Annotated in this window: 21 protein-coding genes and 1 other RNA gene; 8 read left to right on the forward strand and 14 right to left on the reverse strand. The window is 63.4% G+C overall.

The genetic code is table 11. The annotated features are described in order from the left end of the window. Positions 1–31: 31 nt before the first annotated feature. Positions 32–667, forward strand: a complete 636-nt coding sequence (locus tag ABD704_RS02105; RefSeq protein WP_344698040.1) for a carbonic anhydrase — start codon at positions 32–34, stop codon at positions 665–667. Positions 668–694: 27 nt separating this feature from the next. Here ABD704_RS02105 and ABD704_RS02110 read toward each other — a convergent pair whose 3' ends face one another. Next, complete coding sequence (locus tag ABD704_RS02110; RefSeq protein WP_344698042.1) at positions 695–1075, reverse strand: hypothetical protein; 381 nt, start codon at positions 1073–1075, stop codon at positions 695–697. 161 nt (positions 1076–1236) lie between these two features. Here ABD704_RS02110 and ABD704_RS02115 point away from each other — a divergent pair, with 161 nt between their 5' ends. Next, the gene (locus ABD704_RS02115) at positions 1237–1965 is read left to right on the forward strand and encodes an NYN domain-containing protein (RefSeq protein ID WP_344698043.1); all 729 of its coding nucleotides are present in this window, start codon (positions 1237–1239) and stop codon (positions 1963–1965) included. Here the strand turns inward: ABD704_RS02115 and ABD704_RS02120 are convergent. The 6 genes from ABD704_RS02120 to ffs form a co-directional block, all read right to left on the reverse strand. Continuing rightward, complete coding sequence (locus ABD704_RS02120) at positions 1962–2249, reverse strand: DUF1905 domain-containing protein (RefSeq protein WP_344698044.1); 288 nt, start codon at positions 2247–2249, stop codon at positions 1962–1964. The genes ABD704_RS02115 and ABD704_RS02120 overlap by 4 nt on opposite strands. 6 nt (positions 2250–2255) lie before the next feature. Beyond that, the gene (gene ettA, locus ABD704_RS02125; RefSeq protein WP_344698045.1) at positions 2256–3935 is read right to left on the reverse strand and encodes an energy-dependent translational throttle protein EttA; all 1680 of its coding nucleotides are present in this window, start codon (positions 3933–3935) and stop codon (positions 2256–2258) included. A 68-nt stretch (positions 3936–4003) separates the two neighbouring features. Then, positions 4004–5611 (reverse strand): long-chain fatty acid--CoA ligase, encoded by a 1608-nt coding sequence (locus tag ABD704_RS02130; protein ID WP_344698046.1) that lies wholly within the window; start codon positions 5609–5611, stop codon positions 4004–4006. Positions 5612–5666: 55 nt separating this feature from the next. Next, positions 5667–5990, reverse strand: coding sequence for a YbaB/EbfC family nucleoid-associated protein (locus ABD704_RS02135; RefSeq protein WP_344700459.1), 324 nt, complete (start codon positions 5988–5990; stop codon positions 5667–5669). A gap of 10 nt (positions 5991–6000) precedes the next feature. Further along, on the reverse strand, positions 6001–7632 hold the full coding sequence (locus ABD704_RS02140) for a DNA polymerase III subunit gamma/tau (protein WP_344698047.1): 1632 nt from the start codon (positions 7630–7632) through the stop codon (positions 6001–6003). A gap of 35 nt (positions 7633–7667) precedes the next feature. Further along, positions 7668–7762: signal recognition particle sRNA small type (gene ffs / locus ABD704_RS02145), an RNA gene on the reverse strand. A gap of 102 nt (positions 7763–7864) precedes the next feature. Here ffs and ABD704_RS02150 point away from each other — a divergent pair. After that, positions 7865–8605 (forward strand): EF-hand domain-containing protein, encoded by a 741-nt coding sequence (locus ABD704_RS02150; protein ID WP_344698048.1) that lies wholly within the window; start codon positions 7865–7867, stop codon positions 8603–8605. Here the strand turns inward: ABD704_RS02150 and ABD704_RS02155 are convergent. The 3 genes from ABD704_RS02155 to ABD704_RS02165 are packed head-to-tail and all read right to left on the reverse strand — an operon-like array spanning position 8586 to position 11121. Next, the gene (locus ABD704_RS02155; protein WP_344698049.1) at positions 8586–8921 is read right to left on the reverse strand and encodes a 2Fe-2S iron-sulfur cluster-binding protein; all 336 of its coding nucleotides are present in this window, start codon (positions 8919–8921) and stop codon (positions 8586–8588) included. The genes ABD704_RS02150 and ABD704_RS02155 overlap by 20 nt on opposite strands. Next, the gene (locus ABD704_RS02160; RefSeq protein ID WP_344698050.1) at positions 8918–10048 is read right to left on the reverse strand and encodes a cysteine desulfurase family protein; all 1131 of its coding nucleotides are present in this window, start codon (positions 10046–10048) and stop codon (positions 8918–8920) included. Before ABD704_RS02160 ends, ABD704_RS02155 begins: the two co-directional genes overlap by 4 nt. Next, on the reverse strand, positions 10045–11121 hold the full coding sequence (locus ABD704_RS02165) for a cysteine desulfurase family protein (protein ID WP_344698051.1): 1077 nt from the start codon (positions 11119–11121) through the stop codon (positions 10045–10047). Before ABD704_RS02165 ends, ABD704_RS02160 begins: the two co-directional genes overlap by 4 nt. A gap of 112 nt (positions 11122–11233) precedes the next feature. Here ABD704_RS02165 and ABD704_RS02170 point away from each other — a divergent pair, with 112 nt between their 5' ends. After that, complete coding sequence (locus tag ABD704_RS02170; RefSeq protein ID WP_344698052.1) at positions 11234–11917, forward strand: alpha/beta hydrolase; 684 nt, start codon at positions 11234–11236, stop codon at positions 11915–11917. On the opposite strand, the gene ABD704_RS02175 is transcribed toward ABD704_RS02170, so the two are convergent. Beyond that, positions 11889–12062, reverse strand: a complete 174-nt coding sequence (locus ABD704_RS02175; RefSeq protein WP_344698053.1) for a hypothetical protein — start codon at positions 12060–12062, stop codon at positions 11889–11891. The genes ABD704_RS02170 and ABD704_RS02175 overlap by 29 nt on opposite strands. A 47-nt stretch (positions 12063–12109) precedes the next feature. On the opposite strand from ABD704_RS02175, the gene ABD704_RS02180 reads away from it, so the two are divergent. After that, positions 12110–12364: a hypothetical protein gene (locus ABD704_RS02180; protein WP_344698054.1), complete on the forward strand. Its 255-nt coding sequence runs from the start codon at positions 12110–12112 to the stop codon at positions 12362–12364. Here the strand turns inward: ABD704_RS02180 and ABD704_RS02185 are convergent. After that, positions 12361–13305 carry a threonine ammonia-lyase gene (locus ABD704_RS02185; protein ID WP_344698055.1) on the reverse strand — a complete coding sequence of 315 codons (945 nt, stop codon included), beginning with the start codon at positions 13303–13305 and terminating at the stop codon, positions 12361–12363. The two genes, ABD704_RS02180 and ABD704_RS02185, sit on opposite strands and share 4 nt — an antisense overlap. A gap of 202 nt (positions 13306–13507) precedes the next feature. Between ABD704_RS02185 and ABD704_RS02190 the strand changes: the two genes are divergently transcribed. The 3 genes from ABD704_RS02190 (at position 13508) to ABD704_RS02200 (ending at position 16485) form a co-directional block, all read left to right on the forward strand. Further along, a complete protein-coding gene (locus ABD704_RS02190; protein WP_344698056.1) occupies positions 13508–14737 on the forward strand; it encodes a type III PLP-dependent enzyme in 1230 nt (409 codons plus the stop codon). A gap of 134 nt (positions 14738–14871) precedes the next feature. Further along, on the forward strand, positions 14872–15954 hold the full coding sequence (locus ABD704_RS02195; RefSeq protein ID WP_344698057.1) for a 1,9-bis(guanidino)-5-aza-nonane synthase: 1083 nt from the start codon (positions 14872–14874) through the stop codon (positions 15952–15954). Positions 15955–16032: 78 nt separating this feature from the next. Then, positions 16033–16485, forward strand: coding sequence for an MAPEG family protein (locus tag ABD704_RS02200; protein ID WP_344698058.1), 453 nt, complete (start codon positions 16033–16035; stop codon positions 16483–16485). Here ABD704_RS02200 and ABD704_RS02205 read toward each other — a convergent pair. Next, positions 16475–17641: a class I SAM-dependent RNA methyltransferase gene (locus tag ABD704_RS02205; protein ID WP_344698059.1), complete on the reverse strand. Its 1167-nt coding sequence runs from the start codon at positions 17639–17641 to the stop codon at positions 16475–16477. The genes ABD704_RS02200 and ABD704_RS02205 overlap by 11 nt on opposite strands. After that, positions 17638–18999 carry an NAD(P)H-hydrate dehydratase gene (locus ABD704_RS02210; protein WP_344698060.1) on the reverse strand — a complete coding sequence of 454 codons (1362 nt, stop codon included), beginning with the start codon at positions 18997–18999 and terminating at the stop codon, positions 17638–17640. Before ABD704_RS02210 ends, ABD704_RS02205 begins: the two co-directional genes overlap by 4 nt. Between the last annotated feature and the right edge of the window lies 1 nt (position 19000).

Consider the following 19000-nt stretch of genomic DNA (forward strand, 5'->3'; position numbering starts at 1 on the left):
CACCCCCGCCTTGTCTGGCTAGCCGGAGCCCATGCCATATCTCACCCAGTTGATCGAAGGTTATCGACGCTTCCGCGAAACGGATTGGGCACACGAACGCGAACGCTGGTCGGAGCTTGCGGAGGGCCAGAGCCCACGGGTGATGATCCTGTCCTGCGCCGACAGCCGTGTCGATCCGGCCCAAATTTTCGACGCGAAGCCTGGCGAGATGTTCGTCGTTCGCAACATCGCCGGCCTGGCACCGCCCTATGAAACCAGTCGGGGTTACCACGGCGTCTCGGCCGCACTGGAATTCGCGGTCACCCAGCTGCAGGTCGGCGAGATCATGGTGATGGGGCATGGCCTATGCGGCGGCTGCGCGGCGGCACTAACGGGCAAATTCGACGATACCGAGCCCGGCGAAGGTCATTTCATTTCCGATTGGGTTCACATGCTCGACCATGCGAGCAAGACCGTCCGCGATCGGCACGATAAGCTGGACACTGCGGCTTATACGGACATGGAGCAGGAGGCGGTGAAGGTCAGCCTCGCCAACCTGCGCACCTTCCCGTGGATCGCGGAACGCGAGCAATCCGGCGATCTGAAGCTACACGGAGCCCACTTTTCGGTTGCGGAAGGCCAGCTCTACATACTGGACGAGGCGGAAGGTGACTTCCGCCTCGTCTGAACGCAAAAACGCTGGTTTGTCAGTCGACTAGCAGCGAGTGTTATAATCGTAGTGCGGGTTGCCGTACTGGTCGACGTAATAGCAATATCCGCGCGTATCACGGTAGTACTGACGGCCGTTCACCACGGCGCCGAGAACGCCGCCGAGAATTGCGCCGGCAACCGCGCCGCCGACCGTGCTGACGCCCGGAATAACCGCACCAGCCACGCCACCGGCAACCGCGCCGACCGCAGCGCCCGTCGCGACGCGACGACCCTGGCTGTCGTAGGTGTAGCCGTTGTTGTAGCCATTATTATAGTAGCCGTTGTTCCCGTAATAGGGATCATAGCCATACTGGTTCGGATAAGTCGTGCAGCCGGCTGCGGCCAGGCTGCCAGCGGCAATTGCCGCAAGTCCGATCTTCCTCATCGTCTCATCCCTCTATCTACTCGCCCCCTGTGCAGCATTAGTGCGCGGGGCGCTCTTTCGTTCCGCCACCGGTGATGAACGGTGCAGGAACGAAACAACTTGTCGAGCCAACCTGTGGCCATTCCGCGATGCCGCGCTAGAGAGATTGCAGAGGAGTCGTGATGCGCGAAAGAACAATGGTCGAGCAGGAAGCCAATATCGCCCTTTTGATCGACGCGGATAATGCCTCACCTGACCATCTCGACGAGCTTCTCCTCGTGCTTGGCGAGCTCGGGACCATCAATATTCGCCGCGCCTATGGCAATTGGGCCAAGGCAAGCCTCAAGGGCTGGGGCAACCTCACCGGCAGCCACTCGATCGTCCCGATGCAGCAATTCGATGTCGTGAAGGGCAAGAGCGCGACCGATATGCGAATGACGATCGATGCGATGGACCTGCTTTATCGCGGCAGCGTCGACGGCTTCGGGATCATGTCGTCGGACAGCGACTTCCTGCCCCTTGCCCAGCGCATCCGCGAGGATGGCCTGCCGGTCTACGGCTTTGGGACGGCCAAAACGCCCGTCTCCTTCCAGCAGGCCTGCACGCGATTCTTCGACGTCGGCGCGCTGGCTTTGGAGGATGAAGAGCTGGAGCAGCCCGCTTTCGCGAAGGGACAGCGGCCCGTCGATACCGAGCTGCTCCAGGTTCTCGGCTCAGCCTACAAGGCGTCGAAGCGTGACGAGGAGGGATTCACGCCGCTTTCGGAGCTGGGCCAGCGCGCCAAGGCGGTCTCGAGCTTCGCTGCCCGCAACTACGGCTTCACGCGTTTGTCGGACCTCATCAAGGCGGTGCCGAACTTCGAGGTAAAGAGCGGCGACGACGGCCGGCTCCTTGTGAAGCGCCTCCGCTAGAGCAGTTCCAGCGCAACCGTGACGTCATCGCCCGCGGCGATGCCGGCTTCCCGGCACACGGCAATCTTCACCGGCAGGAAGTAGCCGCCGCTCTTGGTCGGGAATATCGACGTCCGCCAAGTGACGTCATCAATCGTCGCTTCAACCCGCACCGACCCGAAGCCGCGGCGCACCAACATCGAATGCGCCTTCGCTTCGCCGGCGTCCTCCGGTGGCAAGGTCATGAAGTGGACGCTCCCCTCACCGTTTGTCCAGACTTCGAGTGGCGCGGTGAGGGTAATCACGCGAACCTACCGAGTGAGCTTCCGATAGGTCGTGCGGTGCGGGCGCGTGGCTTCCTCGCCAAGACGGCGGACCTTGTCTTCCTCGTAAGCGTGGAAGTTGCCTTCGAACCATTCGACGTGGCTGTCGCCCTCGAAAGCGAGGATGTGCGTTGCTAGACGATCGAGGAAGAAGCGGTCGTGGCTGATGACCACGGCGCAGCCCGCGAAATTCTCGATCGCTTCCTCGAGCGCGCCGAGGGTCTCGACGTCGAGGTCGTTGGTCGGCTCGTCGAGCAGCAGCACGTTGCCGCCGCGCTTCAGCATCTTGGCGATGTTGACGCGGTTGCGCTCACCGCCGGACAGCTTGCCGACGTTCTTCTGCTGGTCCTGGCCCTTGAAGTTGAAGGCACCGACATAAGCGCGCGTCGACTGGTCGTGGCCGTTGACCTTCATGTAATCGAGCCCGTCGGAGATCTCTTCCCAGACGTTCTTCGAATTATCGAGATGGTCGCGGCTCTGGTCGACATAGCCGAGATGGACCGTCGGCCCGATGTCGACCGTTCCCGAATCCGGCTTCTCCTGACCGGTGATAATCTTGAACAAAGTCGACTTACCGGCGCCGTTGGGGCCGATCACGCCGACGATGCCGCCGGGCGGAAGCGTGAAGCTCAAGCCATCGAATAGCAGCTTGTCGCCGTAAGCCTTTGAAATATCGTTGACCTCGATGACCTTGCCACCGAGGCGCTCGGGCACCTGGATGAGGATTTCGGCCTTGCCCGGCACGCGTTTTTCCTGCGCGGCGACGAGCTGGTCAAACTTGGCAATACGCGCCTTCGACTTGGTCTGACGTCCCTTGGGCCCCTGCCGGATCCATTCGAGCTCGTCCTTTATCGCCTTCTGGCGTCCGGATTCCTCGCGATCCTCCTGCTCCATCCGCTTGGATTTCTTCTCGAGGTAGGTCGAGTAATTGCCCTCGTAGGGGAAGTACTTGCCCCTATCGAGCTCGAGGATCCAGCTAACGACATTGTCGAGGAAGTAGCGGTCGTGGGTGATCATCAACACCGCGCCGGGATATTCCTTGAGGTGGCTTTCAAGCCATTCGACGCTCTCCGCGTCGAGGTGGTTGGTCGGCTCGTCGAGCAGCAGGATCGTCGGCTTCTGGATCAGCAGCCGCGTCAGCGCGATCCGGCGCTTCTCACCACCCGAGAGGTTCTCGACCGACCAGTCGGACGGCGGGCAACGCAGTGCCTCCATCGCGACCTCGAGCTGGTTGTCGAGCGTCCAGCCATCGACCGCGTCGATCTTCTCCTGAAGCTCGCCCATCTCCGCCATCAGGGTGTCGAAATCGGTATCTTCCTTCGGGTCGCCCATCTCCGCCGAAATGGCATTGAAGCGGTCGACCATGTCCGCGACGTCGCGTGCGCCGTCCTTGACGTTCTCCAGCACATTCTTGTTGGGGTCGAGCTGCGGTTCCTGCGGCAGATAGCCGACGGTGACGTTCTCGCCTGGCCAAGCCTCGCCCTGGTAGTCCGTGTCGATCCCCGCCATGATCTTCATCAGCGTGGATTTGCCGGCGCCGTTCGGGCCGACGATGCCGATCTTGGCACCGTGATAGAACTGCAGGTTGATGTTGCTCAGCACCGGCTTCTGGGCGCCGGGGAAGGACTTGGTCATGTCCTTCATGACAAATGCATATTGGGCGGCCATGGGGTCGCTTCGATCCTTCGGTAAGATACGGGAATTGCCTGCCAGTTAGTGGAGCGCGCGAACTTTTTCTAGTCGCGTCCGACCATCGCCTCGGCATTGGCGAAGCGATAATCGCGATATTGGTCGCGAAGGTCCTTCTTGCTGAGCTTGCCGGTCGCCGTGTGCGGAAGCTCGGTGACAAACTCGATAGCGTCGGGAAGCCACCATTTCGCCATCTGCGACGAGAGGAAAGACCGCACCTCGGCCTCGCAGATTTCGCTGCCAGGATCGCGAACGATCAGCAACAGCGGCCTTTCGTCCCACTTTGGATGCGGAATGCCGATTGCCGCGGCTTCGGCGACACCCGGGCAGGCCACGGCCATATTCTCGATCTCGATCGAGCTTATCCACTCCCCGCCCGACTTGATGACGTCCTTCGCGCGGTCAGTAAGGCGCAGGCTGTTGTCGGGGTGAATTACGGCGATGTCGCCCGTGTCGAACCAATTGTCCGCCTCCACGCTGTCGTGATCGTGCTTGAAGTAGCGCTTTACGACGGCCGGCCCGCGGGCCTGCAGCCTCCCCGAGCTGACGCCGTCGCGCGGCATGACGCTGCCTTCGTCGTCGACGACTCGAAGCTCGACGCCGAACATGGACCGCCCGGGCCGCGCCATGTAGGCGAGCTGTTCCTCATCGCTCATCTGCTCCCAGTTTGCCGGCGGCGCGCCGACCGTTCCGACCGGCGACATCTCAGTCATGCCCCAGAGGTGATTCACGCGGATGTTGCGGTCCCTGAACCAGCGGATGGTCGCGGGCGGCGCTGATGAACCGCCGACGATGATCGTGTGAAGCTTGCCCAGCGATGCGCCGGTCCGCTCGACATGATCGATTAGGCTCAGCCACACGGTGGGGACGCCGGCGGAGTGCGTCACGCCCTCCGCCTCGAAAAGCGAGCGTATCCTCTCTGGGTTGTTGTCTGCGCAGCTGACCAGCTTGAAACCAGCCATCGCCGCCGCATAGGGGATGCACCAGCTGCCGGCGTGGAACATCGGCACCACCGGCAGCATCACCGATCGCGCGGAAACGTCGAAGATGTCGGGCGCTATGATCGACATGGTGTGAAGCACCGTCGATCGGTGCTCGTACAACACGCCTTTCGGATGGCCTGTCGTGCCGCTGGTATAGCAAAGCCCGCAGGGGTCGCGCTCGTCGCCCTCGTGCCAGCTATAATTGCCGTCCTCAGCCGCCAGCACGTCGTCGAATTCGTCGTCGAAGCAGATGTAATGTTCGATCGTCTTCCACTTGGGCTTCATCCGCTCGACCAGCGGCGCGAAAGCCCGATCGTGGAGAAGGATGCGGTCCTCCGCATGGTTGACGATATATTCTAGCTGGTCGTCGAACAGCCGCGGATTGTTGGTGTGGATGACGCCGCCCATGCCGACCACGCCGAACCAGGCGACGAGGTGGCGGTCGTGGTTCATAGCCAGCGTTCCAACCCGATCGCCCGGCTTCACGCCGCGTCGCTCCAGCGCCTGCGCAAGCCGGCGCGCATCATGCGCGACTTCAGTCCAGTTCGTCCGATGAGTAGTTCCGTCAGTGCGCGCGGCGACAATTTCGCGGCTGCCGTGCTCGCGCTCGGCGTGGTCGAGTATCCGCGAGATGCGGAGCGGAAAATCCTGCATTGCGCCGAGCGTGCCCATCAGCGCCTCCCCTCAGAGCGCGCATCATGACGTAAATTCGGCGTTGAACAAGCGGCTAGAAAGGGAGCTTGAATCCCGGCGGGAGTGGTAGCGAACCCTGCATCTTCTGCATTTCTGTCGCCGCGGCCGCATCCGCCTTGCCCCGGGCGTCATTGAGCGCCGCGGCGATGAGGTCTTCCAGCATGGACTTTTCAGACGGCGCAAGCAGGCTTTCGTCGATGTCGACACCGAGGATTCGGCCCTTTGCGGTGGCGCGGATCTTCACGAGCCCGCCACCGGACGCGCCTTCGACCTCTACCTTGTCCAGGCTATCCTGCGCTTTTTGAAGCTCGGCCTGCGCATTCTGCGCCATTTTCATGATTTCGTCGAAGTCGGGCATCTCGGGCATCTCAGGAGCCTCTCGTGGAAAAGGATTCGAGTTCGGATTCCGGGAACGCGTCCATCACGGCCCGGACATTGGGATCGGCAAGCACGTCGGCGCGAACGCGTTGCTCGGCCATTTTCTCCTGATCGAGGAGCGATGGGGCACCGGAATCGTCGGATAGCGAGACCTGCCAAGTGGCTCCGGTCGCAGCCTTGAGCGCAGCGGCAAGGTCGCGCGACCAGTCGGATCCGAGCGGCCGCAGGGGCTTCACGACGAGCTCAGGCGGCTCAAAGCGAACGAGCCCGACCTGATCATGGAGCTGAACGGCAAGCTGATGCCGGCCGCTCTGCTCGAGCCTGGCAATAAGTGCTGGGAAATCCGAGGGAAGCTGCGCCGTCGGTGTGCTGCCCTTGCCTTGAGGCGCCGCCGCCGGGCTCGCGACGGCACCCTCCCCGCTCAATCGCTGAAGAAGGCTTGCCGGGTCCGGCATCTCCGCCGCGTGGATCAGCCTTAACAGCGCCATTTCGGCTGCCTCGCGCGGATCGGGCGCCACCTCCACGTCCTGCAGCCCCTTGAGAAGCATTTGCCACAGCCTGTGAATGGTGCCCCAGGAAAGCTGCCGCGCCATCTCCGCCGCGCTCTCAGTTTCCTCGGCGGACTGCAGGGCGTGGATGGTGGCACCGGCCTTAGCCCGCGTGGCGCCGTGAAGGCTTTCCATCAAACCGCGCAGCAATTGAGTCGGGTCGATGCCGAGCTCGTGGGTTTCATCGAGCTCCGCCAACGCTGCACCTGCGTCTCCCTTGAGCACGAGCTGCAGGAGCCTGCGGATCCGGCCACGATCGGCGAGGCCCAACATTTCGCGAACCTGCGATGTCGTCACTGCGCCCGCCCCATGCGCGATCGCCTGATCAAGGATCGATAGACCATCGCGCGCCGAGCCTTCAGCCGCGCGGGCGATCATGCCAAGCGCCTCGGATTCGACCTCAACGCCTTCAGCTTTGGAAACCTGGGCGAAATGCGCGGCGAGTTTCTCGGCTGGAATGCGGCGGAGGTCGAAACGCTGGCAGCGCGACAGCACAGTGACCGGTACCTTGTTGACCTCGGTCGTAGCGAACAGAAACTTCACATGCTCAGGCGGTTCCTCAAGAGTCTTTAGCAACGCATTGAAAGCACTCTTGGAAAGCATGTGGACTTCGTCGATGATGTAAATCTTGTAACGCGCGCTGACCGAAGCGTAGCGAACCGCGTCGATGATCTCGCGAATATCGTCGATGCCGGTGTGCGAGGCGGCGTCCATCTCGATCACGTCGATGTGTCGGCCCTCCGCGATGGCGCGGCAGGGCTCGCAAACATTGCAGGGACTGATCGTCGGCCCGCCCTGCCCGTCCGGCCCGATGCAATTGAGCGCCTTGGCAATGAGGCGCGCCGTCGAAGTCTTGCCGACCCCGCGGACGCCGGTGAGCAGGAAAGCATGAGCGATTCGGCCACGCGCGATCGCGTTGCCCAGGGTCGTCACCATTGCATCCTGTCCGATAAGCTCGGCAAAAGTCTGCGGGCGATACTTGCGCGCAAGGACGCGATAGGGCGACGCGCTGGCCGGCTGCTGAGGCTGCTCAGAGAGATCGAGCCCAAGGCCCGGCGATTCGAGGTCGTCCATCACGTATGGTTTAGGGTGAGAGCATCGCTATTGCGAGCGGTGGAAGCCGACGACCCGGCACGAAATCGTTGTGGCTGCTTCCTTCCGGACCTGACCAGGTTGGCGACAATGCCGTCCGCCGACTTCCGCGCGGGCATATGGGTGAAGCGGACCGCTCGTGCAAGTTCATCTTCCTTCATCGGCGGTTCACGCGCATGGACCGACCAGCCTGCTATTCCCGGAGGCCGACCGAATGCCCCTTCTCGCCTTGCTCATGCTGGTCGCAGCCGCCCAGGCCGAGCCACGCCCGATCGTCGTGACAGGCCGAGGCGGCATTCCCTTCATCAGCCCGATGGGCGAGCCGTTTCGCGCTCGCAGCGTGGGCGAGGACACGCTGGCGCGCTGGTTCTATCAAGCCGACCGCAACCACGACGGCTTTCTGACACCTGACGAAATGCAAGCCGACGCCGAGCGCTTCTTCCCCGAGATCGACGCCGACCATGACGGCGAAATCGATCCGGACGAGATCGTTCGCTACGAATGGCAGGTCGCGCCGGAAATTCAGGTCAATGCAAAGTTAAGGCGCGCCCGCACACCTGCCGAGCAGGCCGCGTTCGAGAAACAGGACTCCAAGCGAGCCGAGGACGAAGGCGGTCGCGATCAGCGGCGGGGTTCGCACGGGCGCGACTACCAGATGGAGCAGGGTCCGCAGGGGGCCGGCCGCTACGCCCTTCTCAACATGCCGGAGCCGGTTGCGGCGGCGGACAGCGACTTCAATCGCTCAATCACGCTCGCCGAGTTCAAGGCTGCCGCGGTAGCCCGCTTCCAGATCCTCGACACCAAGCATCAGGGCCGGCTGTCGCTGCAGGAACTCGAAGTGATGAAGCCCGTGCTTTCGCAGCCTGGCAAGAAAGAGAAACGCCGCAAGGAGGACGAGGCGGATACCCGTGTCGGCATCCCACTCCCGCCTGAGCCTAGCGTCCCATCCAGTTAGTCGAACCGGCGGGAATTCGCACGTCGAGCGATTCCAAGTCGTCCGTCAGGATGATCTGACAGGCAAGCCGCGACGTCCGCGTGGCATGTGCCGCAAGATCCAGAAGATCCTCTTCTTCCTCGGTGGCTGCCGGCAATTTCGCGAAGTCCTCCGAAGCGACGACGACGTGGCAGGTCGAACAGGCCATGACGCCCTCGCAAGCGCCCTCCAGCGGCTCGCGGGCCGCCCAGGCGACATCTAGCAGTCGCTGTCCCGTTTCCGCTTCCACTTCCTTGTCCAGGGTCCCATCGGCCCTGAAAAAACGCACGAGTGTCACGCGACGAGATGCTCCTGCGCCTTCGCCGCGGTCGCCAGCTGCTTGCAGGCAGCCACCAGGTCCTGCTGGGTCGTGTAGCGGCCGAAGCCGAGCCGGATCGATGAGCGAGCCTCGCGATAATCGAGCCCTATCGCCCGAAGCACATGGCTCGGCCGTCCCGATCCGCTAGCGCAGGCGCTGCCGAGGGAGAAGGCCATGTCGCGAAGATCGGCCAGCAGCCGCGCCGCGTCTATGCCGTCACGGCGGATGCTGAGATTGCCCGGGTAGCGATGCGCCGTGCTACCATTGATGATCCAGTCCGGTCCGAGCGCGTGTTTCGCGGCGGCCGACAGGCGCTGCACAAGATCATAATCCTTCGTCATGCGCTCGGCCGCCAACTTGGCTGCCGCGCCGAAGCCCACGCACAGCGCCGGCGACAACGTCCCGGAGCGAAGCCCGAGCTCCTGCCCGCCGCCGTGGATTAAAGGTGCCGGCTCCTTGCCCTTGCGCATCCACAGAGCACCGATCGCCTTGGGTCCGTGTATCTTGTGCGCCGACAAGGCCACCAGGTCGGGCCCTTCGCAGATCTCGACCCGCCCGAACGCCTGGACCGCATCGCAGACCATGATCGCACCCACACCGTGCGCCATTCGCGAAATGGCCGAGATCGCCTGCGTCACCCCGATCTCATTGTTCACCATCATCACCGCGACCATCAGCACGCGATCGTCGAGTTCGCGCGCAAGAAGGTCGAGATCGAGCCTGCCTTCGCGATCTACCGGCAGGATCGTTAGGTCGATGCCCTGCTCGGCCAGCCATTCGCAGGTGTCGAGAACGGCAGCATGTTCGGTGGCGACGGTGATGACGCGGTTGCGGCCATCCTGCCGAGTTGCGCGGGCATTCTCGACGGTTCCCTTGAGCGCCCAATTCAGCGCTTCGGTCGCGCTCCCCGTGAAAGCAATTCGGCCGCCGCGAAGGTCGACAGCTTTCTCGATCCGCTTGCGCGCCACCTCGATCGCCGCTTCCGCTTCATTCCCCCAGCGCGACGGCGAATGCGGATTGGCGAACCGGTCGGCGATCCACGGCGCCATCGCCTGTTCGACCTCCGGCGCAATCGGCGTGGTTGCCTGATAATCGAGGTACGTCATGCTGCCTCCGCCTTGCTGCGGTTGCCGATTCGCTGCCACTCGGTGACGAAGCGATCGATGTCGGCCTCGCTGGTGTTCGGGCCGAAGCTGACACGGATGAAGCTCGCAGCCATATCTTCAGGCACGTGCATTGCGGCAAGCACCTTGCTCGACTGCATCTTGCCCGACGAGCAGGCGCTTCCAGCCGAAACGGCGATGCCGGCAAGGTCGAGTTGAACAAGTAGCGACTCCGACTTGCCGCCCGGCATGGCGATCGAGCCAATTGTCGGGATGCGTGGCGCATCCTTCGCAATCACGCAGCCCCCACCGGCCTGAATCGCCGCGTCGAGACGCGACCGAAGCGCTAAAAGGCGCTCCATGTCATATGGCTTGGCTGCCAGCGCAGCGGCGAAGCCAAGCGCCGCGGGCATGTCCTGCGTCCCGCGCCGATAACCCTTCTCCTGGCCGCCGACGGCTTCGAGTGTCGCGAGATCCCTGACCAGCAGCACGCCAACGCCCGGCGGCCCGCCCAGCTTGTGTGCGCAGGCGGCAATGAAATCCGCATCCGGCAGCGGCAGCTTCCCCGCACTTTGCGCGCAGTCGGCGAGCAGCAGTGAACCGGCAGAGCGAATTTTCTCGGCAAGCCGGTCGAGCGGCTGGATCACGCCCGTCTCATTGTTCACATGCTGGATTGCAACAAGGGCGGGCCCCTCCGCCAGTACGGCATCGAGCGACGCCTCGTCGATCAGTCCGTCGGGCGTAACCGCGATGACCCTTGAGTTCGGGCCCATCGCATGCGGCACAATGGCGTGCTCCGTCGCGCCATGCACACGGCCCTCCACCAAAGCACGCTTCGCTGCGATCTCGACCGACTCGCTCGCGCCGCTGGTGAGGATGACGTCATGCCGCCATTCAAGCATCCGAGCGATCGTGGAACGCGCTTCCTCGAGCAGGAATCTTGCAGCCCTGCCCTCGGCATGGGGCGAGCTTGGGTTGGCCCAGGATTCCAGCGCGCGCGCAATCGCCGCGCGGGCTTCGGGAAGTACCGGCGTGGTTGCCGCATGGTCGAGGTAAAGTCGTTCGGAACCGCTCAAAAGCCCTAGATTCCTGCCAATTGCCACATGAACGCCCGCCCCTATATAGGACGCGACGCCGCCGCGCACCCGCGCTCGGGCGGCTTTAATGTTTTACGTGAGCCTCGCATCCATGCCCGAAGTCATTTTTCCAGGTCCCGAGGGTCGCCTCGAAGGACGTTTCCATCCGGGCACCCGCCCCCGCGCGCCAGTCGCGCTGATCCTGCATTCGCATCCGCAGGCGGGGGGCACGATGAACAACAAGATCGTGCAGTTGCTGTACCAAACCTTCGTCAAGCGCGGCTTCGCGACTTTGCGCTTCAACTTCCGCGGCGTGGGCAAGAGCCAGGGCCTGTTCGACAACGGCATCGGCGAACTTTCCGACGCTGCCTCGGCGCTCGATTGGGTGCAGAGCATCCATCCGGAAGCTGAGACGACCTGGGTTGCGGGCGTCAGCTTCGGCGCCTGGATCGGCATGCAGCTGCTGATGCGCCGCCCGGAAATCCGCGGCTTCATTTCGATCGCACCGCCGGCGAACATGTATGACTTCAGCTTCCTCGCCCCCTGCCCGTCGTCGGGTATCATCATCCAGGGCGAGGCCGACGAGGTGGTGACTCCAAGCGCGGTCCAGAAGCTCGTCGACAAGCTCAGGACGCAGCGGCACATCACCATCAGCCACGATCTCATCCCCGGCGCGAACCACTTCTTCGCGAACGAACTCGACCTCTTGATGAAATCGGTCGACGATTATCTCGACATGCGGCTGGCAACCGACCCCATCAAGCCGCTTACACCGTCAAGATCATCACGTTCGTAGCGATGACGGCGGCCGCGACGATCATGAGGATCCCGCGGCCCCTCGTCTGATGGGCGAAAATCAGCTTGATCCCGCCGGCCCCGAGCAGGAAGGCCGCGACCATCGCAAGCGCCATCGCGGCCGATGAAAAAACATTCATTGTCATCCCCGAATTTCATCAACACTTAACCAAGATCGGCCAAACCCCGGTCCATGCCGACGTCCGACCAGCAGGCGCGCCTCGAAGAAGCCTTCGACAAGATCGAAGAGACGATCCTGCCCTGTATCGCCATGATGCTGGAAACGTTGATTGACGCATCGGAATCCGTCGCAGAGAACGAGCGTCGCTTCCTCGCCGCCGAGCTGAAGACGCTTGCTGCCGAGCTTGAGGAGCTCACGCAGGCCGTCGAGCGGTCGAGCCCGATGCACCTCGAGCCAGGCGAGTACAAAGCACGCAACGTGGCCTAGGCTGCCGCCGCGACGATCCGCGCGTGGAACGCCGGATCGACGTTGCCGCCCGACAGCACCACGACGGTGTCTCCCCGCAGGGGCAATTTGTCCGCCAACAGCGCGGCGAGCGCCGCGGACCCACCAGGTTCAACCACAAGACCGTGACGTTCGAACGCGAAACGCATGGCAGCCTCGACCTCCTCGTTAGTCACGGAGACCGCCTTTGCTTGCCGGTCACGCAGGGTGCCGAACGTAATTGGCGAAACGAGTGGCGTCTGAAGTGCGTCGCACAGGGTCGGGGGCGCATCGGGTTCGACGGGCACGATTTCACCCGCCGCCAGCGAACGCTCCATGTCATCCCAACCGGCGGGCTCGACGATCGCGATTTCCGCACCCGGGACGGCAAGCGCGATGCCTGCTGCCAATCCGCCGCCGCCGCACGGCACGATGATCCGCGCCGGCTCGCGACCGAGTTGCTCCACGATTTCAAGCCCTGCGGTGCCCTGCCCGGCAACAATTGCCGGATCGTCGAAGCTGGGAACCACCGTCGCGCCGGTCTCCTCGGAGATGCGGCCAGCAATCGCCTCCCGGCTCTCCGTTCGCCGGTCATAGAAGACGATCTCAGCGCCCTCGTCGCGCGTTCCGTCGACCTTCACCTGGGGCGCATCGGAAGGCATCACGATAATCGCGCGGATACCAAGCCGCCGCGCAGCGATCGCCACGCCGCGCGCATGATTGCCGGAAGAAAAGGCGACGACGCCCCGCGCCCTCTCAGCCTCCGAAAGCTGCAGCAGTCGGTTTGTGGCACCTCTCAATTTGAAGGCGCCGCCCGTCTGCAGACATTCGCATTTCAGCCAGACCCGCGTGCCCGCCACTTCGCTTTCGATCAACGGCGTCCGCTCGACCAGCCCGTCGATCCGCTTCGCAGCACCCAGGACATCGTATCTGGTGACGATCACGCTTTTAGCCAAGTCGTTGATGTTACTAGCCTTTCGATCAACCGTTGCAGTTTGACGACAAAAGAGACCCGAATTTGCTTCCGGGGTCCAAAAAATCTTTACAGGGGGGGTACCCCTACATATATCGCGCTCCCGCTGCCCCATGGGACTTCCAACCGCAAGGCAGCCCACTGTCGAACGTACCTGTTGGAGGTCCCTTGAGTTGCACAAGCATCATCGCGCGCTGGGGTTAGCGTCCGCCCCAATCGGCTCCCGCACGGGGGCCGATATCGCCAAGCAACGGCCGGTCCAGCCGGTTACCTTGCTGCGTCCGCACGCGGCGCGCCGGGCTGCGAGCTTTTTCGTCGAGCGGTTTCCTGGCCGGTCGCTCTATGCGGTCAAGGCGAATCCGTCTCCCGATTTGCTCAAGATCCTGTGGGACAGCGGCGTAACGCATTATGACGTGGCATCGATCGCCGAGATCCGCCTCGTCCGCGAGACGCTGCCTGAAGCGATGCTGTGCTTCATGCACCCGGTGAAGGCCGAAGAGGCCATTGCCGAGGCTTATTTCGAACATGGCGTGAAGACGTTCAGCCTCGACACGATCGAGGAGCTGGAAAAGATCGTCCGCGCGACGGCTTCCGGCGAAGTGGCTGCCGCCGACCTCAACCTGCTCGTGCGTCTGCGCGTCAGCTCCGAACATGCGAAGCTCAGCCTCGCATCGAAGTTCGGCGCCGATCCGCGCGACGTCAGCACGCTGTTGATGGCCGCACGCCAGGCCGCCGATGCGCTCGGCATCTGCTTTCACGTCGGCAGCCAGGCGATGACGCCTGCCGCCTACGCCGAAGCGATGGAGCGCGTCCGCCAGGCGATCATCGAGGCCGCGGTCACCGTCGACATCGTCGACGTCGGTGGTGGCTTCCCGTCGTCCTACCCGGGCATGGAGCCACCGCCGCTCGAGACCTATTTTTCGGTCATCCACTCGGCTTTCGAAGCCCTTCCGATCAGCTATTCGGCTGAGCTGTGGTGCGAGCCGGGCCGGGCCCTGTGCGCCGAATATGCGAGCGTCCTCGTGCGCGTGGAAAAGCGCCGTGGCGACGAGCTCTACATCAACGACGGCGCCTATGGCGCGTTGTTCGATGCCGCGCACATCGGCTGGCGCTATCCGGTGCGTCTTCTCCGCGAGCCGGAGTCGCACGTTCGCCCGGCGAAGTTTAGCTTCTACGGCCCGACCTGTGACGATCTCGACCGGATGGCCGGACCGTTCGAGCTGCCCGCTGACGTCAACGCCGGCGATTATATCGAGATCGGCATGCTCGGCGCTTACGGTTGCGCGATGCGCACCCAGTTCAACGGCTTCGGCGTGACCGAATCCGCGATCGTTGACGACGAGCCGATGGCGAGCCTCTACGGCATCAGCGCACCGGCGCAGTCGAACGTCGTGACGCTCTAATCCAATTCTCCCCTTCCGCTCAGGTGGGAGGGGAGCTAACCGCGACGCGGTTTTTGGGGTGAGGCTGTCCCCCGCACGTGAACGACATGCCGTTTCACTAGGCCGCCCTCTGGGCGGCGCCACTGGAGCATGACATGGAAACGGATACGCTGAACAAGGTTCAGGAGGCCGAGCGCATCAACGACACGCGCAAGGCCGAGCTTCTCGCCACCCCGATCGAGCACATCGACATCACCAAGTTCGATGCGCGCCCGATCATCGATTCGATGGGCAAGATGAGCTTCACCAGCCGCGACCTGTCGCGCGCGACCGGCATCTACAACCAGATGCTCGAGGACAAGGACTGCTCGATCATCCTGGTGATCGCTGGCTCGACCTCGGCCGGCGGCTGCATGGACCTGTATGCAGAGCTCGTGAAGTCGAACATGGTCGACGCGATCGTCGCCACCGGCGCCTCGATCGTCGACATGGATTTCTTCGAAGCGCTTGGCCACAAGCACTACCAAGCCAATGAAATTCCTGACGATGATACGCTGCGCTCGCTCTACATCGACCGCATCTACGACACCTATATCGACGAGCAGCAGTTGCAGGATTGCGACTTCACGATCGGCAAGATCGCCGACAGCCTAGAGCCCAAGGCCTACAGCAGCCGTGCCTTCATCCGCGAGATGGGCAAGTGGCTGAGCGAGGGTAACGCCAAGAAGCAGGGCAGCCTCGTCCAGCTCGCCTATGAGCATGACGTGCCGATCTTCTGCCCGGCGTTCGTCGACAGCTCGGCAGGCTTCGGCCTCGTGAAGCACCAGGTTGATGCGATGAAGCGCGGCGGCCACTACATGGTGCTCGACGCGATCGCCGACTTCCGCGAGCTAACCGACATCAAGATCAAGGCCGGCACCACGGGCCTGTTGATGATCGGCGGCGGCGTGCCGAAGAACTTCACGCAGGACACGGTCGTCTGCGCTGAAATTCTCGGCCATCACGACGTCGAGGTTCACAAATATGCCGTGCAGATCACCGTCGCCGACGTACGCGACGGCGCCTGCTCCTCGTCGACGCTTCAGGAAGCCGCGAGTTGGGGCAAGGTGTCGACCGCGATGGAGCAGATGGTGTTCGCCGAGGCGACTTCGGTACTCCCGCTGCTTGCCAGCGACGCCTGGCACCGCGGAGCATGGCGCAACCGCGAGAAGCGGCGTTTCGCCAAGCTTTTCGACTAAGCTTTGGTCGGGGGTCGATTGCCAAGCGTAACGAACTGAAGCACCCTCCCCTTGGACATGTCCAGGGGGAGGGTTTTCATGGAATACAGCCCGATACTTGCGCCGGTCGTGGCGCTGGTCGCGTGGTCGCTGATCATGCTGCTGTGGCTGGCGATTGCCCGTCGCCGTGCGTTCGCGCAGATGGGGATCAGCTGGGGCACCATTCCACGCGGCGCACGCGGCGCCAGCCTCGACGGCAAGGCGCCTGACGAGACGCAGTGGCCAGCGCACAATTACATGCACCTGATGGAACAGCCGACCCTGTTCTACGCCATCGCGATCACGCTGGCGCTGATGGGAATGGGCTATGGCATCAACCTGTGGCTGGCGTGGGGCTACGTCGGCCTTCGGATCGTGCACAGCATCATTCAGTCGACCATCAACATCGTGCCCATCCGCTTCGCGATCTTCGCGCTTGCGACTCTGTGCCTGCTCGGCATGACCCTACACGCCGGCCTCCGCGTGCTTCACGATTGCGGGATTATCGGCTGAACGCTGCGGCCAGTTCGACATGGGTCGACCAGCGAAACTGGCCGACTGGCTTCACCCAGTCGAGCTTGTAGCCGCCGTCGACCAAGATGCGCGCGTCGCGTGAGAAGGTCGCGGGATTGCAGCTGACGTAAGCGATCCTGCTGACTCTCGAAGCGGCAAGCGCGGCAATCTGCTCCTCTGCGCCCGCGCGCGGCGGATCGAGGATCACAGCGTCGAAGGACGAAAGCTCCTTTGTATCGAGGGGCCGTCGGTAAAGGTCGCGATGCTCAAGCGCCATCGTCGGCGCGGCCCGCTTGAGCGCGGCCGCAGCGTCGCGCGACGCCTCCGCCGCATATCGGGCCCCTACCGCCAGCGCGAACGTGCCGAGACCCGAGAACAGGTCCGCCGTGCGTGCTCCTGCGCACACTTGCGCAACGCTGTCTACGAGTGCTCGCTCACCGTCCTCGGTCGCCTGCAGGAAGCCGCCGGATGGGAATGCTACGGCGGTCCCCGAAAGCGTGACAGTCGCCGCATCCGGTTCGAACATGGTCTCCGGGCCGAGGCCTCTGTCGATCGCCAGCCTCGCGATCGCGTTCGCACCCGCGAATTCGTTCAACGCTTCGATGGCGTCGAGGCCGTCCGGATCCACGCCCTTGAGCAGCAAGTCCGCGCCTTGATCGACCAAGGTCATGTGCACCTCAGCAGTGCGCCTCGCCGGAAGCAAGGTGGCGAGCAGCGCCCGCAGCGGCGCGATCAGGGTGAACAGCTCGGGCCTGAGGATATGGCATTCGCGCATATCGACGATCTGGTGCGATTTCGCGGCGTTAAAGCCGATAACGGCGCCCTTCCCCTCCTTCAACGCCCGCAGCGTTGCGCGGCGGCGGCTTCTGGGCGGAGAAAGATGTGGCTCGCGGATTTCAGCGGCCAGCTCGTGCTGCGCAAGCGCAGTTTCGACGCGCGAGACCAAATATCCGCGATAGGCCTCGTCATCCGCGTGCTGAAGTTGGCAACCGCCGCACTCGTGGAAATGGCGGCACGGCGGCTCCTGGTGATGCGGTCCAGGCGCCAACGCGCCATCTTCGAGCAGGGCGTCTCCAGGCACGCCAAAGGCGACGTGGCGGCCGCTATCAGTAACGCCGTCTCCCCGCGCGGCGATGCGGACGATCAGCTCGTTCACAAATCGGCGATCGCGGCGGGAATGGCCTCGGCGAGGTCGTCTGCAATCATTCCCGGCCCAGCCAGCTCCGCAGCCCGGCCATGCAGCCATACGCCGGCGCTGGCCGCCTCGAACGCCGGCATGCCGCGAGCCCTTAGCGCAGCAATCATTCCAGACAGAACGTCGCCAGTTCCCGCGGTCGCAAGCCACGCCGGCGCTGGTGGAGCGAAGCCGAGGCGGCCGTCGGGCGACGCGACGAGCGTGTCAGGACCTTTAAAGACGACGACCGCGCCGCTGCGGTGTGCAGCCTTAAGCGCTCGCTCAGGCTTTGTGCCTCCAATGTCGCCGAAGAGGCGTTTGAACTCGCCCTCATGCGGCGTGATGATGGCATCCTGTCCCTTTAGTCGTTCGGGGTCGCCGAGATACGTGATGCCGTCCGCATCGATCACCTTCGGCGCATGTGACGTTAGCGCCAGCGTCAGCACCTGCGGAATGTCGCCGAGACCAGGTCCGACGAGCAGGCATCCAATACGCTCGTCATTCACTTCGGCCGTGTCGATTTGGACGATCGCAGACGGCAGACCGTCAATGGGCCGCGACGTGCTTACCCGGACGTATCCCGCACCACTATGCGCAGCCGCCTTTGCGGCAAGCGCGATTGCGCCCGGCATCTTGCCGGCAAGGGCGTGCACGAGCCCGCGCGAATATTTGTGACCGCCGGGCTCGAGCACCGGAAACCTGGGAGCAGCTATCTCGTGCCAGTCCGACGACCCGTCGATTCCGATGTCGGCGAGCACAACACGTCCGCAGCGATGCATCGCGGGGTAGAGCCGGTGCGCTGGCTTCAAGGCGCCGAACGTTACCGTCAAATCGAACTGCGGGACGTCGCTCAAACATGCGCCACTGTCGCTCGCAGCGCCACTCGGGACGTCGCAAGCCACCCTTATCATTGCTTCATCGAAAAGACGGAGAAGCCTTTGATTTATCGTCGTGTCGAGCCCACGCTTCAGCCCAGTCCCAAACAGCGCCACGATCAGTAGAGGTGCGGACTTGGTCTCGTCCGACAATGCCTCCACATCGCCCGCCCACTCGCTTCGCGCCCATTTCGCGGCATTGCTCTGTGAATCCTCGAGTGCTGCCACTCTCACCTGCACGCCGCGGGCAGCAAGATGTCGCGCGGAGACATAGCCATCGCCGCCATTATTCCCGGGGCCGCAGAGGATCAGCGTCGGCAACGGCCCTGCAAAGCGAAAAGCAGCCTCCGCGAGCGCTGCTCCCGCCCGCTCCATCAATTGCTCGACGCTCGTGCCGCCGTCGATCGCCGCTTGTTCAGCCGCGCGCATTCGTTCGGCGGTGAGGAGTGGGCGTGCACGGCTCATT

Source organism: Sphingomonas limnosediminicola, assembly GCF_039537965.1.
Taxonomy (GTDB): Bacteria; Pseudomonadota; Alphaproteobacteria; order Sphingomonadales; family Sphingomonadaceae; genus Sphingomicrobium; species Sphingomicrobium limnosediminicola.